At 65.0% G+C, this 21,764-nt stretch carries 15 protein-coding genes and 1 pseudogene; 2 read left to right on the top strand and 14 right to left on the bottom strand.

Annotated elements, in window-relative coordinates; genetic code table 11:
- Positions 1–258: 258 nt before the first annotated feature.
- The 4 genes from WKW77_RS34340 to gmtY form a co-directional block, all read right to left on the bottom strand.
- Positions 259–960 carry an SOS response-associated peptidase gene (locus tag WKW77_RS34340; RefSeq protein ID WP_340361364.1) on the bottom strand — a complete coding sequence of 234 codons (702 nt, stop codon included), beginning with the start codon at positions 958–960 and terminating at the stop codon, positions 259–261.
- Positions 961–1,342: 382 nt separating this feature from the next.
- A complete protein-coding gene (gmtX, locus tag WKW77_RS34335) occupies positions 1,343–2,005 on the bottom strand; it encodes a gamma-mobile-trio protein GmtX (protein WP_340361363.1) in 663 nt (220 codons plus the stop codon).
- Positions 2,002–5,352 carry a gamma-mobile-trio integrase GmtZ gene (gene gmtZ, locus WKW77_RS34330; protein ID WP_340361362.1) on the bottom strand — a complete coding sequence of 1,117 codons (3,351 nt, stop codon included), beginning with the start codon at positions 5,350–5,352 and terminating at the stop codon, positions 2,002–2,004. The genes gmtX and gmtZ overlap by 4 nt, the downstream gene beginning before the upstream one ends.
- Before the next feature lie 18 nt (positions 5,353–5,370).
- Positions 5,371–6,768 (bottom strand): gamma-mobile-trio recombinase GmtY, encoded by a 1,398-nt coding sequence (gene gmtY / locus WKW77_RS34325; RefSeq protein ID WP_340361361.1) that lies wholly within the window; start codon positions 6,766–6,768, stop codon positions 5,371–5,373.
- Between the two features lie 136 nt (positions 6,769–6,904).
- Here gmtY and WKW77_RS34320 point away from each other — a divergent pair.
- Both WKW77_RS34320 and WKW77_RS34315 read left to right on the top strand, forming a co-directional pair.
- Positions 6,905–8,209 (top strand): annotated as a pseudogene (locus WKW77_RS34320) (YifB family Mg chelatase-like AAA ATPase); the annotation flags it as partial.
- A gap of 27 nt (positions 8,210–8,236) precedes the next feature.
- Positions 8,237–9,457: an MFS transporter gene (locus WKW77_RS34315; protein ID WP_340361360.1), complete on the top strand. Its 1,221-nt coding sequence runs from the start codon at positions 8,237–8,239 to the stop codon at positions 9,455–9,457.
- A gap of 109 nt (positions 9,458–9,566) precedes the next feature.
- On the opposite strand, the gene WKW77_RS34310 is transcribed toward WKW77_RS34315, so the two are convergent.
- From WKW77_RS34310 to WKW77_RS34265, 10 genes are all read right to left on the bottom strand, one after another.
- Positions 9,567–10,751, bottom strand: coding sequence for a fumarylacetoacetate hydrolase family protein (locus tag WKW77_RS34310; protein WP_340361359.1), 1,185 nt, complete (start codon positions 10,749–10,751; stop codon positions 9,567–9,569).
- Positions 10,752–10,836: 85 nt separating this feature from the next.
- Positions 10,837–14,565 carry a molybdopterin cofactor-binding domain-containing protein gene (locus WKW77_RS34305; RefSeq protein WP_340361358.1) on the bottom strand — a complete coding sequence of 1,243 codons (3,729 nt, stop codon included), beginning with the start codon at positions 14,563–14,565 and terminating at the stop codon, positions 10,837–10,839.
- Complete coding sequence (locus tag WKW77_RS34300; protein ID WP_340361357.1) at positions 14,562–15,122, bottom strand: (2Fe-2S)-binding protein; 561 nt, start codon at positions 15,120–15,122, stop codon at positions 14,562–14,564. The genes WKW77_RS34305 and WKW77_RS34300 overlap by 4 nt, the downstream gene beginning before the upstream one ends.
- Before the next feature lie 101 nt (positions 15,123–15,223).
- Positions 15,224–15,955 carry a bifunctional nicotinamidase/pyrazinamidase gene (gene pncA, locus WKW77_RS34295; RefSeq protein ID WP_340361356.1) on the bottom strand — a complete coding sequence of 244 codons (732 nt, stop codon included), beginning with the start codon at positions 15,953–15,955 and terminating at the stop codon, positions 15,224–15,226.
- Positions 15,956–15,983: 28 nt separating this feature from the next.
- Entirely contained in the window at positions 15,984–16,718 is a 735-nt protein-coding gene (locus WKW77_RS34290; RefSeq protein ID WP_184530545.1) for an ABC transporter ATP-binding protein, read from the bottom strand.
- Between the two features lie 61 nt (positions 16,719–16,779).
- Positions 16,780–17,583 (bottom strand): ABC transporter ATP-binding protein, encoded by an 804-nt coding sequence (locus WKW77_RS34285; RefSeq protein ID WP_340361355.1) that lies wholly within the window; start codon positions 17,581–17,583, stop codon positions 16,780–16,782.
- Positions 17,584–17,641: 58 nt separating this feature from the next.
- A complete protein-coding gene (locus WKW77_RS34280; RefSeq protein WP_340361354.1) occupies positions 17,642–19,558 on the bottom strand; it encodes an ABC transporter permease in 1,917 nt (638 codons plus the stop codon).
- A gap of 129 nt (positions 19,559–19,687) precedes the next feature.
- Positions 19,688–20,896 carry an ABC transporter substrate-binding protein gene (locus WKW77_RS34275; RefSeq protein WP_340361353.1) on the bottom strand — a complete coding sequence of 403 codons (1,209 nt, stop codon included), beginning with the start codon at positions 20,894–20,896 and terminating at the stop codon, positions 19,688–19,690.
- Between the two features lie 50 nt (positions 20,897–20,946).
- Positions 20,947–21,531: an amino acid synthesis family protein gene (locus WKW77_RS34270; RefSeq protein WP_340361352.1), complete on the bottom strand. Its 585-nt coding sequence runs from the start codon at positions 21,529–21,531 to the stop codon at positions 20,947–20,949.
- A gap of 37 nt (positions 21,532–21,568) precedes the next feature.
- A partial coding sequence (locus WKW77_RS34265; RefSeq protein ID WP_340361351.1) for an amino acid synthesis family protein occupies positions 21,569–21,764 on the bottom strand: 196 nt, incomplete at its 5' end.

Genomic DNA, 21,764 nt, shown 5'->3' with positions numbered 1-21,764 from the left:
ACGACCTGCGCTAAGAGCAACTGTAGTGTCCATTTCTCCACCAAGAAGTTAAGTGGAGTAGTGGATCCTTGCGCATACGACGAAATCAAGACGGGATGGCTAGCCGCTTACTCTGCAACTTGCAGTGCAGCAGTCCCAGATCTTGGGCAGATCGAAGGACCGCAACCAGTCTTGAACGGTGGATCGGTGGATCGGCAGGAAGTACTTCCCAGCGATTCCCGCCAGCAAGAACGACGAGCAAACCGCCGCCAACCGTCTCTAGAACAGTCCTGGCTCGGACGGTGGCTGTATCACCTTCCCGCTGTACGTGCGTGGAGCGCGGGGCGGAAGCGGAGCCTCATAGGACTCGAGCGGTCCCATCCACCGGCTGAAGAATTTCGGTGCTAGGGCGAGGGGGCAAATTAGCCAAGCGTCGTAGTCGGCCGGGTCGAGAATCACCACCATCCTCTTCTCGTCCTCGGCCTTGTGGAAGCGCTGCATGACCGGGTGGCCGGCCGCGTTGACCGTCAACATCGCGAAGCTGTAGAGCTCGTGCCCGGTCCCCGGCTCCCGCCACTTCGTATAGATCCCCGCTATGCCCATTGGCACGTCGCCTGGTTGATAGATTCTCCAGCGCACGGCCTTGCCCGTTTCGTAGCTGGGCTCGAAGATGCTCTCGGCCGGGATGATGCAGCGCTGGCTGCGGCGCCAAGCGTCCTTGAAGCTCGGAAGCGTGGCTACGGTCTCGGTCCTCGCGTTGTAGGTGCGCCGACCATAGGCAAGCTCCTTAGCGAAGTACGGAAGGAGTCCGAAGGCGCCATCGTGGACTCTACGGTTGCCGGATCCGTCCTCGGCGAGCCGAATGAAAGGTGCCAGACCGGTTGGGAAGACGGTGGCGGTCGGTTCATCACGATCTCGGACCACGCCGAAAAAGCTCAACAGTCGATCAGCACGAGAGACGGCTTCGTAGTTGGAGCACATAGGCGGAATGATGCCCTATGCCTCGGCGGACGACCGTGTCTGGCAGTACAAGACCTGGTAGCACCAGCGCTTCTCCACCTTCTTGAAGCCGGCGAAGCTAGTGGTGTCGTTTGCGCAGGCCGCAAGTTCGGCGTTCCCAGCGGTGGCGTCCTGTGGCCGGGGCCGTTCGACGAACTGAGGTGTTGGCGCGCGCCCAAGAGAGGGCTATTGCGCTAAGCCGTTCGCAGGTTGGAGCAGGAAGCTGTCAAAGGCCGGACGCCGCGAAGGCCGCCCACCCAGGAGCTCTAGCAGGCAGGTTTACCAGTGACTCCTAACCCTGAAAAAGCGTCCCCGCTGAGCTTCTTCCTGCGGCTATGGCCGGCCTCGAAAGCGCCCACAGACCTTAGGCGGACGCAAGGATTTTCCGTATCGCTCGCGTGTACCCAACCTCGAAGAGCGTTCGTCCGGCGTGGTTTACTACTTCACCGTGCGACCCCTCTTTCCAGCCTTCCGTTTCGAAGAGTGCGCTGGAGACAGCGTGTTCCAGCGCTTCTTTCTCGGTGGCGGTGAGCTGCACCGCGGAGCCGCCCAGCATGCCTTTCGGCAAAGCAAAGGGGTGCTGAACAGGCTGCGGCGGACGGATATCCACTTCCACTGTCTTGATTGCCTTGACCATGTTCAACTCGTGGCGCAGTTTGCCTCGCTCGACTACGCATCGCTGGAAGATGGCACGCACTGCCAAGTCGTCAATGTGGTGCAAGAGTCCTGCCAACTGACTCGGGTCATCAAGAGGCCTGCTTTTCTTCTCCGCGGAGCCGCCACTGAACTTCTCCCAAGCGGCAATCAATGCGCAGTAATCAGCGGCGGTCTGGTTGTAGAGCATGCGATGGTGAAACAGGCCAGCCACCTCGCACAGCTTTCCAAGTGTGGACCGAGAGAAGTCCCGGCTGCCCTCAGCCTGAACCTTGCAAATCTTGTGCAGCCCTTCCAGCCCCTTCCGCTTGCTTTGGTGTCTCACGTTCTTCAGTAGCTCCTCATACAGAGCATCCGGATGGATAGCAGTCATACTGCGGCCTCCTCAATCAGAGGAATGTACTTTCGTGTGGTCAGGTCCGCTTCGTTGGGCAGCAAAGAACCGATATCCACACCGAGTTGCTTGCTTAAGGACTCGCGGGCGTCAATCAGATGGATGACGTTCTTCACTCCTAGCACAGCATTCTTTGGGTCGTTCGCCTGGCCAAGCTTTCTCAGGAATAGGTTCACGCAGCGCAGTTGCTCGGACTCATCAAGCAGGAGGAAGTACGGGGCCTTGCCTTCGCGATGCAACGCACCGTCAAGTATCTGGCCAATGCGCAAGACTGCCTTCCCCGGGTTGAGCTCGGGATAGACCTCCACCGCATCGCAAACGGTGGCGAGCTGAAGAAGTTCAGAGTCAATCTCCGTCATCGCGGTGCGCACGTCGTCTTCACCACCTACTGCGACAAGTTCGCGAGACGGTTCGTCCTCCGGCGTAAGGCCGAGCTTCTTCTGGCACCGCTCAATCAGCCGTAAGCAGGCCACAACGTTGTTGAAAGCCTCCACCAGCTTGCCAGCAGCAGATTCACAATGGCGTTCTACCTCCTTCAGTTGGTCCATCTGTGCAAATGCGACGCCTTGCTCTTCGGCTTGACGCCGCGCTAGCTTCAATGAATCCAGTTCTCGGGAGGTGCGTGCATATTCAGCCTCGACCACACTTGAGTGATACGAACACACGTTGAATTGGGACGCAAGCGCGTGCAGGTATGCCGCGTGGGTCACAAACCACCGGCAACGAATGCAGTTGCGAGCGCCGCCAGGAACTGCGCCATGCCGAGGCTTCGTTCTCGTGCCCATGTTCGGACCACCGTTGTAGCACCCGCCAACCTTCTGGTCTTCCATCGGACTCGTGTTCCCGCCCACAAGGCAGAGACCGAGGAACATCTCCATCCATCCCGCAGGATTCCTGGCGGCCGGGGCTACAGCCATGAGAGACGCGAACGCCTGCTCATTGACCGCCACCGCGCTCTTTATCAGGTCCTTGTACTCAGTCTTACGGAGGAAGGAAATGATGGAGTTCGCGGCATTCGATTTGATCCGTTCGAAGCCTCTCTCCAGTTCACGCAGCCTGTGCAACGATGACGCCTTCGTATAGTAGATGGTCATCAGGAAACGCGCATGCCCAACGATCTTCTGGAGAATTTCAATCGGCACCTTGCCGTCAATGGCTAGCGCGGAGATAAGTGAGACGCGCAGGCTGTGCAGCGGGAAGAGTATGGCGCGACTCGAATGGTCGACAAGTTCGATTGGCGTATCGTCCCTGTGCCGGTCTCCCCTTTGAGCGAGTCTTCGCTCAAACGCGAGGAGGAGGTGTCGCCATGCGAGCGACACGGCCTCGTCGGTACATGGAAGGTGTCTGTGCGCGGGATTCTTCGCTTCCGCTACTCGGAACAAGAAGCAAGTGTCCAACGATTTCATCAGTTCGATGTCACCCTTGACCGTGTAGTGCCTGGCCTTTAGCTCGCGCCAAGACGTCATGCGCTTGATCGGGTTGTACTTCATCTGCCAGTTGCGAAGCTTCTCGACCCAGTAGTACGGGTTCGCCCGCCAATCCAAGGTGTCGAGCCACTCAAACGCGAGCCCTCTTTCCGCTGGGTTCTTACTCGAGTCAGCGGTCTTGTTCGTGTTGCAGTAGAAAATGACGTCCGCCGGGAATTCAGCATCCTCGGTTGCGCTTAGCTGAGTTTTCGGCCGCCGCAAGGCCCCCTGCGTGCGGCCTCGCTGACTAAGGGGATGGTCGTTGCGCCGCCACTTTGGCATGCCGTCTTCGGGCTTGCTGTTGAAGAAGAACTCATCTGCCTCCCCGGAGTCGAGCGCGCGAATCTGAAAGGTTCGCGGGGGAATGATCGTCTTCAGGAGGAGGGCCACCCACCTCACCGGCGACCACATTTCCAGAACATCCCCGCCCATGCTCTCGGCCCTTGCCCGCCGACGCCAGACACAGTCGGGATCGTCCTTGTCAATCTGATCCTCGGTCACGGTGTACCAGTCCGGGGCGGCTTGGCCGATACCATCGGGGGCGACCCCCATCGATTGCTGCGCCCAGGTCCAGTCGCGGAAGTTCGGCCCCTCCGCCAGCATCGCGCGGATCTCTTCAATGTAAGGATATGGGAGGGGCGAGTGAACGCTCTCGTCGTGCCTGTCGAGACCGTCGTACTCTTTCCAGGCAATAGGGTTACGAAAGAGCGGACTGACTACTTGCCGTCCTGCGTCATCAGTCAAGCTGAATTCTTGCAAGAGAACCCAATCGAGAAATTTTCGCACATAGTTATTAAGGGTGCGCCCGTATGAACTGTCAGGACAGGCTTCTGCGTAAAAGGAGGCGTAATTGCTTGAATTGCTCAAGAACGCAGCAGGTTCAGCCGGAATTCCCAACCTGACAAGGTGCTCCACAATGAATTTTCTGAGGGCAGCTAGTTTCGTTGCAATTCCTCTTTTCTCACCTCTTAACCACCGTGCTGCTAGTTGGCCCCAGTGCATGTAGGCAGGGTATCGCCGCTTGACCCACGAAAATTCCTTGTCGTCACCCATCGCAAGAGGGCGAGCCTCCCTAGTTGCCACCCCAGCTTGGACCAAAAAAGTTCGAACAGACCGTTCCGCAATTCCAAATCTTTTTGCTACGGATTTGACATCGAGCTCTTGGGCGGCGGCCACGACTGAAGCCTTGAGCGGCGCATCGTATCGTTTTGCCTTTTGCGTGATTCCAAGCGATTTTCTGTTTCTGTGGACCCAATGGCCAACAGTGCCCTCATTCAGGCCAAGTTCGCGAGCGGTGGCCAGAGGGCCCACTTGCGCCGCACGCTCTATGGCACGCTGCTTTATTTCGCTTGAATAGTGAGGCGTGGATTTAACCTCTACCTTATTTTCTGCGATGTGCCAGTGGTATAAGGTGGCTTCGGGAATTCCGAGATCCTTCGCCGCGGCAGGAACGCCAATTCGTGCAGCCAACTCGATTGCGCGCTTTTTCTCATCGGCCGCATATACCTTGGTGCTCTTATCGGAAACTGGATGCTTAAGCCAGTACTTAACGGTAGCCGCGCTCACTCCCAATTGGAGCGCAGAAGCCTTGACTCCGATTTGATTAGCAAGATTTACACCTCGATCGCGCAACTCTGGAGCATGTAGTGTCTTCCTGTTGACGACAGGAAAATCACACTTACGCCGCCACCACTGTATCGTTTTCGGGGGTACGTTGAGCTTCTTCGAAGCAGCAGCAACACCTTCGGCATTAGCCAACGTCAGGGCAGCGATTTTCTCTGCTTCGGAGTAACTGCGGATTGGCCTTGAGACTGGTTTTGAGTCTTGGCTGGTTTGAGCGTCCTTGGCTTTTCCATTCATGGTTTCGCCTTTACCAAATTACGAAAGTAATTCAAACAGGCGAGAGTCCACGGATGAGGCTTTCCCAGACTTCGCGAGTAGTCTTGTGAATGCCTCCGTGAGAATCTTGACGGTTTCAGACGACGTCTTTCGCAAGTATGCGTCTTGGCTGCTTTGGTTCATATGGTGCAAGCAGACCATTCTGACCAACCGGTCGATACCTGCCTCTTTCAATCGATTGCTGTACGCATGACGATGGCCATGGCTAGTGGTCCCCAACTCCTTTTTGACCACCAAACCGATTCGTCGGACCGCTGCCTTATGGCGCTTGATATATTGACTGATTGCGTACATCTCCCCGAGAGGTTCGCGGTCATCGTTTACAAACGCAAAAGGATGCTTCCGAATCAGCCCTACGGATTCTTCCACATAACGGTTCCAGATCAGCAAGAACAGTTCACCGTACTGCGGCGCCGCCCAATAGACTTGATAGTACTTCTTAGCAACTTCGCTTTCGTGCCGACCGCCCTTCCAGCCCGCATGCCTATAACCCTGGTCAATGTTTCGAGGCAGGAGGCCCCATTTCTTCGCCAGATAGTCTCTGCGGTTTTTGTACGTAATCCCAGATGAATCTTTTGGTGCGTCGCCATCTTCCGGGTGGTGGATTAGCACCAAAGCCGACTTTGGATTTAAAGGATCCGGAACTACATCGGTCCAATACAGATGAAATGGCTCGCTAACTCTTAAGCCGCCGCAATGCAGCAGAAGCGTTATAAGAATATCCCGAAGGTCGAATTTTCCATTTGCGAAGAATCCAGAGCAAATTAACTCATCAAATCGGTGGTCTGGGAACCTTGGAAACAAAGGCGACCTTGTCTGCCGCGATTCCCCGAGATAGACTTCGCGCCCACGAATTAGCGAATCTTCAGGGGCCGGGTTTTCAATCCAGTTGTGGCCTAAGAACGCCTTTTCCCTCCTATGGTCGTAGGCCGCTTTAATGAGTTTTTGATCTCGACGCAACGGCTCGCCAACCAATGGATTGATATTTTTCGCAACGTAACTATTGTCCACCGCCCAATTAAAGAAGCCAGTGAGGCGCGAAACATCGTCGCCAAATGACGGATTTGGAAGCCAGCAAAGACCCGAGGTGTCTATGCCGTTCTGAGGTTCAAAAGTTCCACGAAGTGCGGTGCTTGCGAAGCCTCGAAATAGCCGGACGCCATCCGCTTCCCCTGGATTGGCTTCGGCGTATTCAAGAAGGAGAACCAGTGATCGAAGCACCTTGCGCTTCCAGGCAAGGCTCTTCTTCTCGAATGCGATGAAGTACTCGATTGGGGCGCGGAGAGGGCCGTTCTCCGTCCAAAGCACGGGCATAGCGATCGGCGGCTGCCCGTACTGGTGGCGGATGTTCGCACTGACGATGCTGATCGGCCCCATGCTCAGTACGTCTCATGTATGTATGAGGAAAAGATATTAGACGGTCCACGCGAGGGACAAGAGGGGTTTCCATGAACGTTCCCTAGGCAATCTCTACGCAGGAGGCTACTTATATGTATAGAAATAGGGATAAAGAAAGGATTCGGGGCGGTTCGACCTGCCGATCGCGCTGGGCATCCTGGCGGCGAGCGGGCAGGTCGATGCCGCCCGGCTCGCCGGCCATGAGTTCGCCGGCGAGCTGTCGCTGTCCGGGAAGCTCCGGCCGGTGCGCGGCGCGCTGGCGATGGCGCTGGCGCTGCACACGGGCGGCGTCGCGACGCGGCTGGTGCTGCCGGCGTCCAGCGCGCAGGAGGCTTCGCTCGTTCCGGGCGCGGAGGTCTATGGGGCGCAGCATCTGCTCGACGTGGTGCAGCAGTTCCTGCCGGAAGGCAGCGAACAGCCGTCCGGCGCGCAAGGATGGTCGCGGGTGGCGCCCTCAGCCCCGGCGATGTCCGGCATGCATCCTGATCTTGCGGATGTGAAGGGCCATGCGGGTGCCAAGCGGGCCCTGGAGATCGCGGCCGCGGGCAATCACAGCCTGCTGATGGTTGGCCCACCGGGCTCGGGCAAATCGATGCTGGCCCAGCGCTTCGCCGGGCTGCTGCCGGCGATGAGCGTCGAGGAGGCGCTCGAAACCGCTGCCGTCGCCAGCCTGAGCGGCCGATTCGATACCGGACGCTGGATGCGACGGCCGACGTCGAGTCCGCATCACACCGCCAGTGCGGTGGCGCTGGTGGGCGGCGGATCGCCTCCGAGGCCCGGCGAAATCTCGCTCGCGCACCACGGTGTGCTGTTCCTCGACGAATTTCCGGAGTTCACGCGCATGGCGCTCGAGGCCCTTCGCGAGCCGCTCGAGACCGGCACCATCACGATCGTCCGCGCCGCGCGGCGTTCGGAATTCCCGGCGCGTTTCCAGTTGATCGCCGCGATGAACCCCTGCCCTTGCGGCTATCTGGGATCGACGCTGAAGACCTGCCGATGCACGCCCGACCAGGTCACGCGCTATCAGGGCAAGCTCAGCGGGCCGCTGCTCGATCGCATCGACATTCACATCGAGGTACCCGCGGTGTCGGCCGAGCAACTGCTCGACACCCCTGCCGGCGAGTCGACCGGGGCGATCCGCGAGCGTGCGGTCCGTGCGCGCGAACGGGCGCTGGCGCGGCAAGGCAAGACCAACCACGCGCTGCAGGGCGCCGAGATCGACCGCCATGCGTCGCTCGCGCCCGATGCGCTGAAGTTCATGCACTCCGCGGCGGCGAAGCTGGGCTGGTCGGCGCGCAGCACGCACCGCGCGCTGAAGGTGGCGCGCACGATCGCGGATCTGGCCGGCTCGGAGCCCATCTGCGTCGCCCACGTCGCCGAAGCGGTGCAATACCGGCGTGCGCTGAGGGCGGCGGGTTGAACAGACGGGCCCGCTAAAGTCGGCGGCATGGGCGCGCCCGCAACGACAACCTTCGGAACTCCCGCATACGACCGCCGCCTCGTCGCCCTGCTCTCGGTGGGACAGCTCATCACCTGGGGCAGCGTCTTCTACGTCTTCGCGCTTCTGATGGAACCGGTGGAGCGCGAACTCGGCCTCAGCCGCGCCCAGTCATCGCTGGCCTTCAGCCTTGCGCTCCTGGCCGAAGGCGTGATGGCATGGCCGGTGGGCCGGTGGATCGATCGCGGCCATGAACGCGCGGTGATGACCGGCGGCTCGCTGCTGATCGCGGCGGGGCTGCTTCTTCACAGCTTCATCGGCAGCGCCGCCGCGTTCTACGCGGTGTGGCTGCTGCTCGGCGGCGCGTTGGCGGCGACGCTCTACAACCCGGTGTTCGCGATCGTCACGCGGCGTTTTCCGAACGACTTCCGGCGCGCCATCATCACGCTGACCTTTCTTGGCGGGCTGGCGAGCACGGTCTTCATCCCTCTCGGCGCGTGGCTGATCACGCAGCTCGGGTGGCGGCACGCGCTGTGGGTGCTGGCGGCGATCCATCTCTTCGTCTGCGTGCCGCTGCACGCGCATCTGCTGCGCCATGCGCCCAGGGCAGCGCCACGGTCGGCCGCCCATGCCGCCCCCGCGACCCGGCCGGCCGCGCACTACCTGCGCAGTGTTCCTTTCCTGATGGTGGGCATCTTCACCGTGCTGCTCATGGCGGTCACCGCCGCGCTGCCTCCGCACATGGTGAGCCTGCTGCGCGGCGCCGGCCTGCCGGAAGCCTGGGCGATCGCGGTGCCGGCGAGCATCGGGCTCATGCAGGTGCTGGGGCGCGTGCTGCTCTTCTTCTTCGAGCATCACTTCGACCTCCATCTCGCGAACCGGCTGATTCCCTGCCTGATTCCGATCGGGCTCGTCACGCTGATCGCGGGTGCGGGGCATCCGGCGGCGGCGCTGTGGTTCGTGCTGTTCTACGGGATGGGCAACGGGATGCTCACCATCGTCAAGGGCACGGCGATCGCGCAATACGTCGATCGCGAGCACGTGGCCACGCTCAACGGGGCGCTCGGGCTGCCGAGCGCGATCGCCCGCGCGCTCGCGCCGCTGCTGCTCGGGCTGCTATGGACGCCTGCGGGCGGCTACACCGCCGGCCTCTGGGTGCTGTTCGCAGCGAGCGTGGTCGGTGTGTTCGCGCTGCTCGGGGCGCAGCGCTGGCGGCTCGGCCGGACGTAGTCGCCCCGCCCCATGCCAGGGAACCCGTGGAACCGGCTCCGCCGGTCCACCGGGTTCGCCCCCTCGAAGGGGTGGAGAGCGACACGAAGTGCGCGAGCCTGGGGGTGGGTCAAATCAGCCCGCGCCCTGCCAGATTCCGCATCAATGCACCGATGCCGAAGGTCCACCGCGCGGCGTCCTCGGCGTGCACCACGCGGTTCTTCAGCGCCCCGAGTTCAGGCGCCGAGATGGTTACCCGATCGCCGACCACATGGGTGAAGCCCTGTCCGGGGCCATGCCGGTCCTGAGTGGGCGCAAACATCGTTCCGAGGAACAGCATCAGTCCGTCGGGATAGGCGTGGTGCGGGCCGATCGCCTGCGACACGAGGTCCAGCGGGTCGCGGCTGATCTTCGCGAGAGAGCTCGACCCGTCGAGCGTGAAGCCCTCCGGCCCGGTCACGCGCAGGCCGACCGTGATGCGCCGCACGTCGTCGATGCCGAAGTGCTCGTCGAACAGCCGGATGAAGGGGCCGATCGCGCACGACGCGTTGTTGTCCTTGGCCTTGCCGAGCAGCAGCGCGCTGCGGCCTTCGAAGTCGCGCAGGTTCACATCGTTGCCCAGCGCCGCGCCGAGCGTCTGGCCGCGGCTGTTGACGGCGAGCACCACCTCGGGCTCGGGGTTGTTCCAAGCGGAGCCCGAGTGAATGCCGACGTCCGAGCCGGTGCCCACCGCCGACAGCACCGGCGCCTTGGTGAAGATTTCCGCGTCGGGCCCGATGCCGACTTCGAGGTACTGCGACCAGGCGCCCTGCGCGATCAGCACGTCCTTGACCTTCGCGGCCTGCGGCGACCCCGGCACGATGCCCGCCAGGTTGTCGCCGAGCACGCCGCCGAGCGCCGCGCGGATCGACTCCGCCCTGGAGGCATCGCCGCGCGCCTGCTCCTCGATCACGCGTTCCAGCAGGCTCGCGATGAAGGTGACGCCGCTGGCCTTCACCGCCTGCAGGTCGCACGGCGCGAGCAGCCACGGATGCTGGGTGTCGCGCCTGGACTCGTCGCTGTTCGCGAGCGTCGCCTCGAGCGAGGCCACGCGCGGCGTCATCTCGTCGCGCAGCGCCTGCCGCACCGCACCGACCGGATCGTCCTGCTCCAGCAACTGGCTCATCGTCGGCGCGGCGCGCGACAGATCGTGCAGGCCGCCTTCATGCACCGCCACCAGCACCGGTCCGATATCCGGCAGCCAGATCCGGCCGACGAGCGTGGCGCGCTCGGCATCGCGAGGCAGGGACTGGGCAGGCGAAAGCGTCGAAGTCATGCGGGGCGTCTCCAGGGGTGGCGGGCCGGTCATCGGCCTCTTGCGTCTCTCGGATCGTACGGGACGGCGCGGATTTCGTCGTGACTCAGGGCGAGGCGTGACCACCGCTCGCCGCACGCACCCGAGCGACACTGCCGCGCAGATCCTGCCACGCCGGCTCCTGCGGCGCGAAGCGCGCACGCATGTAGCCCGCAAGCTCGGCGATCTGCGCGTCGTCGAGCACTTCGCGGAAGGCCGGCATGAAGCCGATGTCGCGCGAAGCCGGCTCGCGCACACCGCCCAGGATGGTGCGCAGCAGGTTGTCCGGCCGCGCGCTCGTGAGGTTGCTGTTGAGTGCGAGCGGTGTGTTGACGCCCAGCAGCGTGGGGCCGTCGCCATCGTGATGGCAGGCGGCGCAGGCGCCTTCGAACATGCGCTGGCCGGTGCCGAGCAGCTGCCCCTGCCCGGCAGCTGCGCGTGCGACGGCGTGTTGCGCCTGCGCGGTGGCGGCTTCATCCGACAGCCTGGGGTTGAACGACGCCAGATAAGTCGCCATCGCACGAATGTCCGAATCGAGCACCGCCGCGAGTTCGCGCACCACCTCGCCCATCGGGCCGCCCGCGATGCCATGGTCGCGCGCGTGGCCGTTGCGCAGGTAGCCGTAGAGCGCGTCGGCGGTCCATGGCACGGCGGATCTCGCCAGCGACGTCAGCGCCGGCGCCTCCCAGCCTTCGACCATCGCGCCGGACAGGAAGGCCGCCCCGCCCTGCTCCGCGCCGAGCGCATTGCGCGGCGTGTGGCAGGCGCCGCAATGGCCGAGGCCGTTGACGAGGTAGGCGCCGCGATTCCACTCGGCGCTCTTCGTGGCGACCGGCCGCATCGGCGACGGATCGTGGAAGAGCGCGTTCCAGCCGGCCATCAAGGGTCGCACGCCGAACGGAAACTTCAGCTCGGACTCCGGCGTTGGCGCGCGCACCGCCGGCAGCGACATGAAGTACGCATAAAGCGCCTGCAGATCGTCGTCGCTGGTCTTCGCGAAGGCGGTGTACGGAAAGGCCGGATACAGGTGGCGGCCGTCGCGCGAGATGCCCTCGCGCATCGCTCGCTGGAAGGCGCTGAACGACCAGCGGCCGAGGCCCGTCTCCGCATCCGGCGTGAGATTGGTGGTGTAGATCGTGCCGAAGGGTGTTTCCATCGCGCGGCCGCCCGCGTTGGGCGAACCACCCGGCGCGGTGTGGCAGACCGCGCAGTCGCCCAGCGCCGCGAGCATGCGGCCGCGTTCGATCGTCGCCTCGCTGTAGGCCGGCGCGCTGAAGGCCACCGGCGCGATCGCCGGGCGCCATCCGAGCAGGCCGGCAACGACCCCGACTGCGCCCACGAGCAGCGCGCCCGCGCCGGCCCACAGCCCGCGGCGGCGAGGCCATGGCGCATCGGCAGGCGGCTCGGCGCGCGGCGGGGTCGTTCGCCGGGCCTCGTCCGGCGGCGGCAGCGGATTGAGTGCCGCCCGCACCACTTCCGGCGTGAACGGCGGCGCGCGAAAGCGCACGCCCGTCGCGTCGAAGATCGCGTTCGCGATGGCCGCCGTGCCGGGCACCGACGACGATTCGCCCGCGCCCAGCGGCGGCTCGCCGGGCCGCTGCATGTGCACGACCTCGATGACCGGCACTTCGCGGAAATTGATGATCGGGTAGTTGCCCCACTCGCGGCTCGCGACCACGCCCGAGGGAGAGACGCCGGCCTGCAGCGGCGTGCCCGGCTCTTGCCGCCCGGCGAAGCGCACGCGCTCCTTCAATGCGCGGCTGGTGGTCTGGATGACGTTGCCGTGGATCTGGTGCTCGACGCCGGCCGGGTTGACCATCAATCCCGCGTCGTGCCCGACCACGACGCGGCGCACATGCACCTCGCCGGTCTTGCGGTTGACTTCCACGTCGGCGACCCAGGCGGACCACGCCGCGCCGAATCCGGGCCACTTGCTGTGCACGTAGCGCGCATAGGCGAAGCCCTGGCCGAAGAGGATGTCGCCGCCGGGGCCCACGCGAGCGTCAGCGCGCCTTGAAGGATGATCGCCGTCGGCATCCTCCTGCGGGCCGGTGCGCATGCGCCAGCCGGCCTTCTGCGCGGTCTCGCGCACCAGGTCCGCCGCACGCGGATCGTGCAGATGGCGCAGCCGGAACGCGACCGGATCGACGCCGGCCGCGGTCGCGAGTTCATCGACATACGACTCGTGCGCGAACGAACTGGGCAGCGCCGAGACGCCGCGCAGCCACGAGGCGCGCATGATCGGCGCCATGTCGTTGACCTTCACGCGCAGGTTGCGCCAGCTGTACGGCGGCCGCGCCGTGCGGTCGCCCATCTCGAAGGCCTGCGCGACCGGTTCGACCGTGCGCGTCAGCAGCAGCGCGAGCGTCGGCGCGCCGTTGGACGGGTAGGACGTCTCGTAGTCGTAGGCGGCGACGTTGCCGTCCGCATCGAGGCCGCCGCGCACCTGCATCAGTTGCGCCGCGCCCTTGGGCTCCCAGGCGTGCTCCTGCTCGCGCGTGAGTTGCACCCGCACCGGCGCGCCGACCGCGCGCGACAGCAGGGCCGCGTCGGCCGCGACATCGTCGGCGCCGTTGCGGCCGTAACAGCCGGCGGCTTCCATGCGAACCACGTCGATCTGCACGTCTTCGAGGCCCACGAGCTTCGCGAGATCGTTGCGCAGCACATGCGGGTTCTGCGAACCGGCCCACACGCGCAGCCTGAAACCATCGTCACCGCCGGGCTCCCATTGCGCCAGCGCGCAGGATGGGCCGATCGACGCGTGCATCTGGTAGGGCCACACATAGGTGCGCGGCATCGGCTGCGCAGCGTTGGCGAGCGCATCGTCCACGTCGCCTTCGTCGACCAGCAGGCGCTGCGTGGCGGGATTGGCGCGCAACGCGCCTTCGAGATCGTCCAGCGATGGAAGTCCCGGCCACGACTTCCATGTCACGCGCAGTTCTCGCAGTGCCTGTTCGGCCTGCTCCTCGCGCTCCGCGACGATGCCGATGAAGTCTCGGATGACCACCACCGCCCGGATGCCGGGAATGTGCGCGATCGACGATTCATCGACCGATTCCAGCGTGTTGCCGATGAACTCGCCATGGTCCGCGCCCGCATACGGCGGCCGCACCACGCGCCCGTGCAGCATGCCCGGCACGCGCATGTCGTGCACGAAGACGAGTTCGCCCGCGAGCTTGGCCGGAATGTCGACGCGCGGGATGCGGCTGCCGACGATGCGGTAGTCGGCAGGGTCCTTCAGTTTCGAGACGGTATCGAGTTCCAGCACCGTGCGCGCACCGGCGACCAGTTCGCCGAAGCCGAGGCTGAAGGTGGGATCGTCTCCCGCATGCACGCGGCCATCGCGCACCGTGAGCAGCGAAGGCTGCACCCCAAGTCGCTCCGACGCCTGCGCGACGAGCCACGCACGCGCCTGCGCTGCCGCGTGGCGCAACGGACCGGCATGGATCTGGATCGATGCGCTCGCGATGGTGGCGCCTTGATTGGGCGCACGCGCGGTGTCGCCGAGCACCATGCCCACCTGCGCGAGCGGCGCATCGAGCTCCTCGGCCACGATCTGCGACAACGCGGTCCGGATGCCTGTGCCGAGGTCGACGTGGCCGTTCAGCGCCGTGATGCTGCCGTCGTCCCAGATGGCGAGCAGCACTTCCGGGCCTTCGGCCGGATTGCCCGCGATCAGCGCGGGCTGCCCCTTGGCCTGCGGCGGCGCGGGCGGCGTTTCGCGCACGACGACGAGCACGCCATCGGCATTCAGGAATTCGCTGCGGGTGCGTGGCTGGTCGGCACGCCGCGTCACGAGTCGGCGCCTCCGGCCATCGACTGTGCGGCGCGCTGGACGGCGGCCACGATTTCCACATGCGTGCCGCAACGGCACAGGTTGCCGGAGAGTTCGCTGCGGATGCGCGCCTCGCTCGGATTCGGCTCGCGCGCGAGCAGCGCGGCCGCCTGCATCACCATGCCGTTGAGGCAGTAGCCGCATTGCGCGGCCTGCGCGTCTTCGAAGCCCTGCTGAACCGGGTGCCAACGCGCGCGCCGCGCCGCCGGGCCGCTCCAAGGCGCGGCAGCCCCCTCGGCGGGTGGCGGGGACACGAGAGTGCCGAGCCCGGGGGCCACATCCGGGAGGCCTTCGAGCGTGGTGATGGCGCGCCCCGCAACGCCGTGCGCGGGAATCACGCACGCCCGCGCGGCGACCCCATCGACCCATACGGTGCAGGCCCCGCACTGCCCGAGCCCGCAGCCGTACTTGGGACCGTTCAGTCCCAGGTCGTTGCGAAGGACGTGCAGCAGCGTGGCTTCGCGTGATGCGGTGAGCTCGACGTTGCGCCCGTTGACCGTGAGTTCGAACCCGGGCATTCGGTCCGGCGGGATCAGGCCGACGCCGGGCCGCCCCAAGGCGGCCTGCGGCCCCCTCGGGGGGCAGCGAGTACACGAAGTGACGGAGCGTGGGGGCTCATTCACACGGTCTCGATGTCGGAGGACTGGATGCGCTTGACGCCCTTCGCGCTCATCTGCTTCCAAGCCGCAGCAAGCGAGCCGTTGAGATCGATGGCGCGGGTGGCATCCTCGATCACGTAGACGTTGAAGCCCGCCTTGCGCGCATCCATCGCGGTCCAGGCCACGCAGAAGTCGGTGGCAAGACCGGTCACGAACACGGTCTTGACGCCGCGCGCCTTGAGGTAGCCGGCCAGGCCGGTCGCGGTCTTGTGGTCCGCTTCCTCGAAAGCCGAATAGCTGTCCATGTCCTTGTGGAAGCCCTTGCGGATGATGAGCTGCGCGGTGGGCAGCTTGAGGTCCTTGTGCAGCGCCGCGTCGTCGGTGCCCTGCACGCAGTGGTCGGGCCACAGCACCTGCGTGCCGTAGCTCAGCTTGGTGGAATCGAAGGGTTTCTTGCCCTCGTGCGCGCTGGCGAACGACGCATGGCCTTGCGTGTGCCAGTCCTGCGTGACCACGATGTTCTCGAACGAACCCGCGAGCTTGTTGATCAGCGGCACCACTTCCGCGCCGCCCTTCACCGGCAGCGTGCCGCCGTCGACGAAGCAGTTCTGCACATCGACCACGATCAGCGCCGCGTTGGCACCGGGCTTGATCCTGGCCGCTGCGAACAACGGCGCCGAAGCGCCGAGACCGCCGATCAGCCCCAGGGCTGCGGCCGATTTCAAGAGAGATCTGCGTTGGGTGTTGTGCATGTTTCGCTCCTCGGGTTGATGAAAGAGTTCAGACACTCAGGTAGGCACGCCGCACTTCGTCGTTCGCCGCCAGCTCGGCCATCGTGGCCTGGTAGCGGATCTGGCCCTTCTCCAGCACATACGCGCGGTCCGACACCAGCTCGGCAAAGTGCATGTTCTGCTCCGACAGCAGGATGCTCACGCCCTGCGCCTTGAGCTCCAGGATCATGTTCGCCATCTGCTCCACGATCACCGGCGCGACGCCTTCGGAGGGCTCGTCCAGCAGCACGAGATACGGGTTGCCCATCAGCGTGCGCGCCACGGTCAGCATCTGCTGCTCGCCGCCGCTCATGCGCCCGCCGGGGCGATTCGGCATCTCGCCGAGGTTGGGGAAGAGCTTGAACAGGCGCTCGGGCGTCCACAGCGGCGCATCCGTGCCGTCGCTCCAGCGGCGCGCGGCCTGCTTGCCGACTTCGAGGTTCTCCATCACGCTGAGGTCGGTGAACACGCGACGGTCTTCCGGCACGAACCCGAGGCCCAGGCGCGCCGCGTGATGCGGCTCCGCCTTCGAGATGTCGTGGCCGAGGAAGCGCACCGCGCCGCGGCGCTTGGCCAGCATGCCGATCAGCGCCTTGAGCGTGGTGGACTTGCCCGCGCCGTTGCGCCCCATCAATGCGACCACCTCGCCGCGACGCACTTCGAGATCCACGTCGTAGAGGATCTGCGCCGCGCCATACCACGCGCACAGCGCCTTGGCTTCGAGCAGGACTTCATGCGAGCTCATTGAAAAACCTCCGTGTTTCGCACTGCGGTGCGAGCTTGCCTGGGGCGGCCCGGCGCGGCGCTCATGCTGCTTCTCCCACGGCCGCGTTCACCGCGGCGGCTTTCTCGGCGATCTTCTCGAAGGTCTTGCCGCTGCCGAAGTAGACCTCCTGCACCTTCGGATGGTCACGGATCTCCAGCGGCTTGCCCTGCGCGATCAGGCGTCCGCGCGCGAGCACGATCATGCGGTCGGCATACGCGAACACCACGTCCATGCTGTGCTCGGTGAAGAGCACCGCCATGCCGCGATCGATCACGAGCTGCTTGGTGAGCGCCATGAGCGAGTTGCGCTCCTTGGGTGCCATGCCGGCGGTGGGCTCGTCCATCAGCAGCAGCTTGGGACTGTTGGCCATCGCGATCGCGAGTTCGACACGCTTCACGTCGCCGTAGGCGAGCACGCTGCAGGGGCGGTCGGCCTGCGACTTCATGCCGACCTGATCGAGCAGCGCGAGCGCCTCGTCGCGCTTGTGATCCGAGGCACGCTTCCAGGTGGAGAACAGCTTGTGGTCGTGCGACAGGAGCGCCATCTGCACGTTCTCGACCACGGTGAGCGAGGCGAAGGTCTCGGCGATCTGGAAGGTGCGGCCCACGCCCAGGCGCCAGATCTCGCGCGGCTTCTTGCCGACGAGTTCTTCGCCGCCCAGCAGGATCGAGCCGCGATCGGCCTTGAGCTGGCCGTTGACCATGTTGAAGGTGGTGGACTTGCCCGCGCCGTTGGGGCCGATCAGCGCCAGCAGTTCGCCGGGCGCGAGGTCGAAGCTGATGCCGTCGACGGCCTTCACGCCGCCGAAGGACTTGCCGAGTTCAGTGACTTTGAGAAGACTCATCGAATAACCTCCGCGCTTCGCGCTGCGGTGCGAGCGCCCTCGGGCGGCCGTGCGGCGCTCATGCCTTCGCTTCCTTCAGTTCGGCGGCTTCCGCAGCATGGCGCTTGCGGTCGAAGAGCTGCTTCGCGAAACCGGCGATGCCCTGCGGGAACAGCAGCACCAGCAGCAGGATGATCCCGCCCAGCATGGCGCGCCAGTAGTCGGTGTTGCGCGCGACGGTGTCGTGCAGCCAGGTGAAGGTCACCGCGCCGACCACCGGGCCGGCCAGCGTCTGGATGCCGCCGAGCAGCACCATCACGAGACCGTCGACCGACTTGCCCACGCTCAGCGATTCCGGCGAGATGCTGCCCTTGGAGAACGCGAAGAGCGCGCCCGCAAGGCCGGCTGCGATGCCGGCGATCACGAAGGCCGCCCACTGCATGCGCTTGACGTCGATGCCGATCGCATCCGCGCGCAGCGCCGAATCGCGGCCCGCGCGCAGCGTGTAGCCGAAGGGCGAGAACAGCACCCGGCGCAGCCACAGCACGCCCGCGCCGACCAGCAGCAGCGTGAGCCAGTAGTAGGCGCGCTTGTCCGACAGCCATGCGGAAGGCCACACGCCCGTGAGGCCGTTGCTGCCGCCGGTGAAGCTGTCCCACTGGTAGGTGACGGCCCAGGTGATCTGCGAGAAGGCCAGCGTCAGCATCGCGAGGTACACGCCCGAGAGCCGCACCGCGAACCAGCCGAAGACGAAGGCGCCGACCGCAGCGACCAGCGGGGCGACGACGAGCGCGAGTTCCATCGGCATGCCGCTCGCGCGCACCAGGAGCGCAGCGCCGTAGGCCCCCAGGCCGAAGTACGCCGCGTGGCCGAAGGAATGCATGCCCGCCGGCCCCATGATGAAGTGCAGGCTGGTCGCGAACAGCGCGGCGATCATCAGGTCGATCATCAGCACCGTGGTGTAGGGCGAGTCGGCAGTGACCAGCGGCGCCGCGGCCAGCACGAGTCCGAACACGCCGGCAGCGATCAGGTAGGTCCTGCTCGGACGGCGCAGCGGCTCTTCCTGCATGCCCACATAGCGACTCGGCGCCTGCGGACGCCCCATGAGGCCCCACGGGCGCCATACCAGGACCACGGCCATCACGAGGAAGTCGACCACCAGCGTGAGCTTGGAGAACGACACGCTGAGCCCGAACACATCGACCACGCCGAGCCAGATGCAGATCGCCTTGATCTCGGCGATGAGCAGCGCGGCCACGTAGGCACCGGGGATCGAGCCCATGCCGCCGACCACGACGACCACGAAGGCGGCGCCGATGGTGTTGAGGTCCATCTCCAGCGTCGCAGGCTCGCGCGGCAACTGGAGCGCACCGCCGAGGCCCGCCAGCAGCGCGCCGAGCGCGAACACCGCGGTGAAGAGCCACGCCTGGTTGACGCCGAGCGCGCTGACCATCTCGCGGTCCTGCGTCGCGGCGCGCACCAGCGTGCCGAAGCGCGTGCGCGTGAGCAGCATCCACACGAGCCCGAGCACCACGGGCCCGACCACGATCAGGAACAGGTCATACGAAGGAAACTGTCTCCCGAGGATCGACACCGATCCCGCGAGCCCCGGCGCGCGCGGGCCGAGCAGCTCGTCCGGCCCCCAGAACCACAGCACCGCGTCCTTGATGACGAGCACCAGGGCGAAGGTCGCCAGCAGCTGGAAGAGTTCCGGCGCCTTGTAGATGCGCCGCAGCAGCACCACCTCGATCAATGCGCCGAGCACGCCGACAGCCACGGCCGCGAGCACGAGCGCCGGCCAGAAGCCCATGCCGCCGCCCAGCCGGTCGACCAGGGTGTAGGCGACGTAGATGCCGACCATGAAGAACGAGCCATGCGCGAAGTTCACGATGCGCGTGACGCCGAAGATCAGCGACAGCCCCGCCGCGACGAGGAACAGCGACGACGCGCTCGCCAGCCCGTTGAGAAGCTGAACAATGAATCCCGAAAAGCTCATTCCATATTCCTAGACACGCACGCCTCGATAGCCCCATCCAGAGATCCCGCGGAACCGGCTTTGCCGGTCCGCCGGGATCGCCCCCTGGAAGGGGGTGCCCGAGCCACACGAAGTGGGCGAGGCTGGGGGTTAGTCTGTCCTTCCCTTCTTGATCTCGGCGGCCGAGGGCTGGTACTTGGCGTCCGCGCCGTCGAGGTAGACGTAGTCGACCATCACGCCCTTGCCGCCTTCGTTCTTGGTGCGGCCGACGAACGCGCCCATGGTGGACTGGTTGTCCTCGGGGCGATAGGTGATCTTGCCGAAGGGCGTGTCCACCTGCAGGCCCTTGAAGGCCGCGACGAGCTTTTCAGGTTCGGTGCTCTTGGCCTTGGCGATGCCGGCGGCGGCCGACTTGATCATGCTGTAGCCCACCACCGAGCCCAGGCGCGGATAGTCCTTGAACTTGGCCTGGTAGGCCTGTTCGAACTTCTTGTGATCGGCCGTGGTGATGCCGTACCACGGGTAGCCGGTCACGATCCAGCCGGTGGGCGCTTCGTCCTTCAGCGGATCCATGTACTCGGGCTCGCCGGTCAGCACGCTGACCACTTCGCGGTCCTTGAAGAGCCCGCGGGTGTTGCCCTCGCGCACGAACTTCGACAGGTCGGCGCCGAACAGCACGTTGAAGATCGCATCGGGCTTCGCATCGGCCAGCGCCTGCACCACGCTGCCCGCGTCGACCTTGCCGAGCGGCGTGGCCTGTTCCGCGACGAATTCAACGTCGGGCTGCGCGGCCTTGAGCAACTGCTTGAACGCCGCGACCGCCGACTGGCCGTACTCGTAGTTGGGGTAGACCACCGCCCAGCGTTTCTTCTTGAGCTTGGCGGCCTCGGGCACGAGCATCGCGGCCTGCATGTAAGTGCCGGGGCGCAGGCGCACGGTGTAGGCGTTGCCGCCCTGCCAGGTGAGCTTGTCGGTGAGCGGCTCGCCGGCGAGAAAGAAGAACTTCTTCTGCTTGGCGAAGTCGGCCACGGCCAGGCCGGTGTTCGACAGGAAGGTCCCCGTGAGGATGTCGACCTTTTCGCGCGACACCAGTTCTTCGGCCACGCGCACCGCATCGCCGGGGTTGGCGTTGTCGTCGCGGCTGATCAGCTCGATCTTCTTGCCGTTGACGCCGCCCGCCGCGTTGATCTCGTCGACGGCGAGTTCCATGCCTTTCTTGTAGGGCTCGAGGAAGGCGGGCTGGGCCTTGTAGCTGTTGATCTCTCCGATCTTGATCACGCCCTGCGCGTGCGCGGGAACGAGTGCGGTGACGAGCGTGGCGACAGCGGCCGCGGTGAAGGCGAAACGCAGTGGGGTCATCGGGAAACTCCTCGGGGTTTATTGCAAAGAAACGAATGGTGGCACGCGGCTCAACGCAGACCGTCGACGCCCTTGATCTCGGACACCTGCAGGCCGCCGATGCGCGGCAACGGACGGCCGCTGTCGGTCACCGCGACCGCGACGACGATCTCGTTGGCGCGCGGCGCATCGGACACGCGCGCTTCGACGGCATCGAAGTGGCTGCGCACGAAGGCGGCATCCTTGTGGCCCAGCGGCACGTCGATCGCGGTGCCGAGCGTGCCGCGCTTCTTGGCAGAGGGCACGAGCGCCGCGCCCTTCTCCACCGCCACGCGCAACGGAGCGCCGAGCTTGGGATGCAGGATCGCCGCGGCATGCTCCAGCTCGCCGGCCTCGCCCACGATCGCGGCCTTGCCGTAGCTCTGGGCCTGGCCGGGCTCGATGCCGAGCGCGGCAACGGCCTTCTGGCCGAGCAATGCGCCGAGTTCTTCGCCGATGTCGATGAGTTCGTCGAGCGACTCGCTGTAGCGGCCTGCGTAGGGGTTGTCGATCACCGCGATCGCGACGGCGCGGCGCGTGGGCGGCTCGATGGTCTTGCCCATTTCCTTGCGGGTTTCATCGACCTGGATCACGAGCTTGCGAATGTTTGCGGTCATGTTTCTTCCTTGTGTCTCTCGATGCGAAGCGGCGCGCTCAGCGCAGGCCGTCCCATTTGCTGATGTCCTCGGCACGCAGACCGCCGACGCGGTCGTGCACGCGGTAGCCGGTGCTCATCGCGAGGATGAAGACGATCTCATCCGCTGCGGGCGCCCCGGGCACGCGCACTTCGAATGCATCGAACTGGCCGCGCACATAGCTCGCGTTGATGTTGGTCAGCGGCACGTCGAGC

Origin of the sequence: Variovorax ureilyticus, from assembly GCF_037889935.1 — a bacterium.
Classification (GTDB): Bacteria; Pseudomonadota; Gammaproteobacteria; order Burkholderiales; family Burkholderiaceae_C; genus Variovorax; species Variovorax ureilyticus.
This window is presented reverse-complemented; position numbering and strand designations above follow the sequence as displayed.

What these genes read in the sequence shown, in the direction of transcription:
- WKW77_RS34290 (WP_184530545.1), bottom strand. Translation starts at nt 16,718, where the DNA reads ATGAGCTCGCATGAAGTCCTGCTCGAAGCCAAGGCGCTGTGCGCGTGG.
- WKW77_RS34270 (WP_340361352.1), bottom strand. Translation starts at nt 21,531, where the DNA reads ATGACCGCAAACATTCGCAAGCTCGTGATCCAGGTCGATGAAACCCGC.
- WKW77_RS34285 (WP_340361355.1), bottom strand. Translation starts at nt 17,583, where the DNA reads ATGAGTCTTCTCAAAGTCACTGAACTCGGCAAGTCCTTCGGCGGCGTG.
- gmtX (WP_340361363.1), bottom strand. Translation starts at nt 2,005, where the DNA reads ATGACTGCTATCCATCCGGATGCTCTGTATGAGGAGCTACTGAAGAAC.
- WKW77_RS34275 (WP_340361353.1), bottom strand. Translation starts at nt 20,896, where the DNA reads ATGACCCCACTGCGTTTCGCCTTCACCGCGGCCGCTGTCGCCACGCTC.
- WKW77_RS34340 (WP_340361364.1), bottom strand. Translation starts at nt 960, where the DNA reads ATGTGCTCCAACTACGAAGCCGTCTCTCGTGCTGATCGACTGTTGAGC.
- WKW77_RS34300 (WP_340361357.1), bottom strand. Translation starts at nt 15,122, where the DNA reads ATGCCCGGGTTCGAACTCACGGTCAACGGGCGCAACGTCGAGCTCACC.
- gmtY (WP_340361361.1), bottom strand. Translation starts at nt 6,768, where the DNA reads ATGGGGCCGATCAGCATCGTCAGTGCGAACATCCGCCACCAGTACGGG.
- pncA (WP_340361356.1), bottom strand. Translation starts at nt 15,955, where the DNA reads ATGCACAACACCCAACGCAGATCTCTCTTGAAATCGGCCGCAGCCCTG.
- WKW77_RS34280 (WP_340361354.1), bottom strand. Translation starts at nt 19,558, where the DNA reads ATGAGCTTTTCGGGATTCATTGTTCAGCTTCTCAACGGGCTGGCGAGC.
- WKW77_RS34315 (WP_340361360.1), top strand. Translation starts at nt 8,237, where the DNA reads ATGGGCGCGCCCGCAACGACAACCTTCGGAACTCCCGCATACGACCGC.
- gmtZ (WP_340361362.1), bottom strand. Translation starts at nt 5,352, where the DNA reads ATGAATGGAAAAGCCAAGGACGCTCAAACCAGCCAAGACTCAAAACCA.
- WKW77_RS34310 (WP_340361359.1), bottom strand. Translation starts at nt 10,751, where the DNA reads ATGACTTCGACGCTTTCGCCTGCCCAGTCCCTGCCTCGCGATGCCGAG.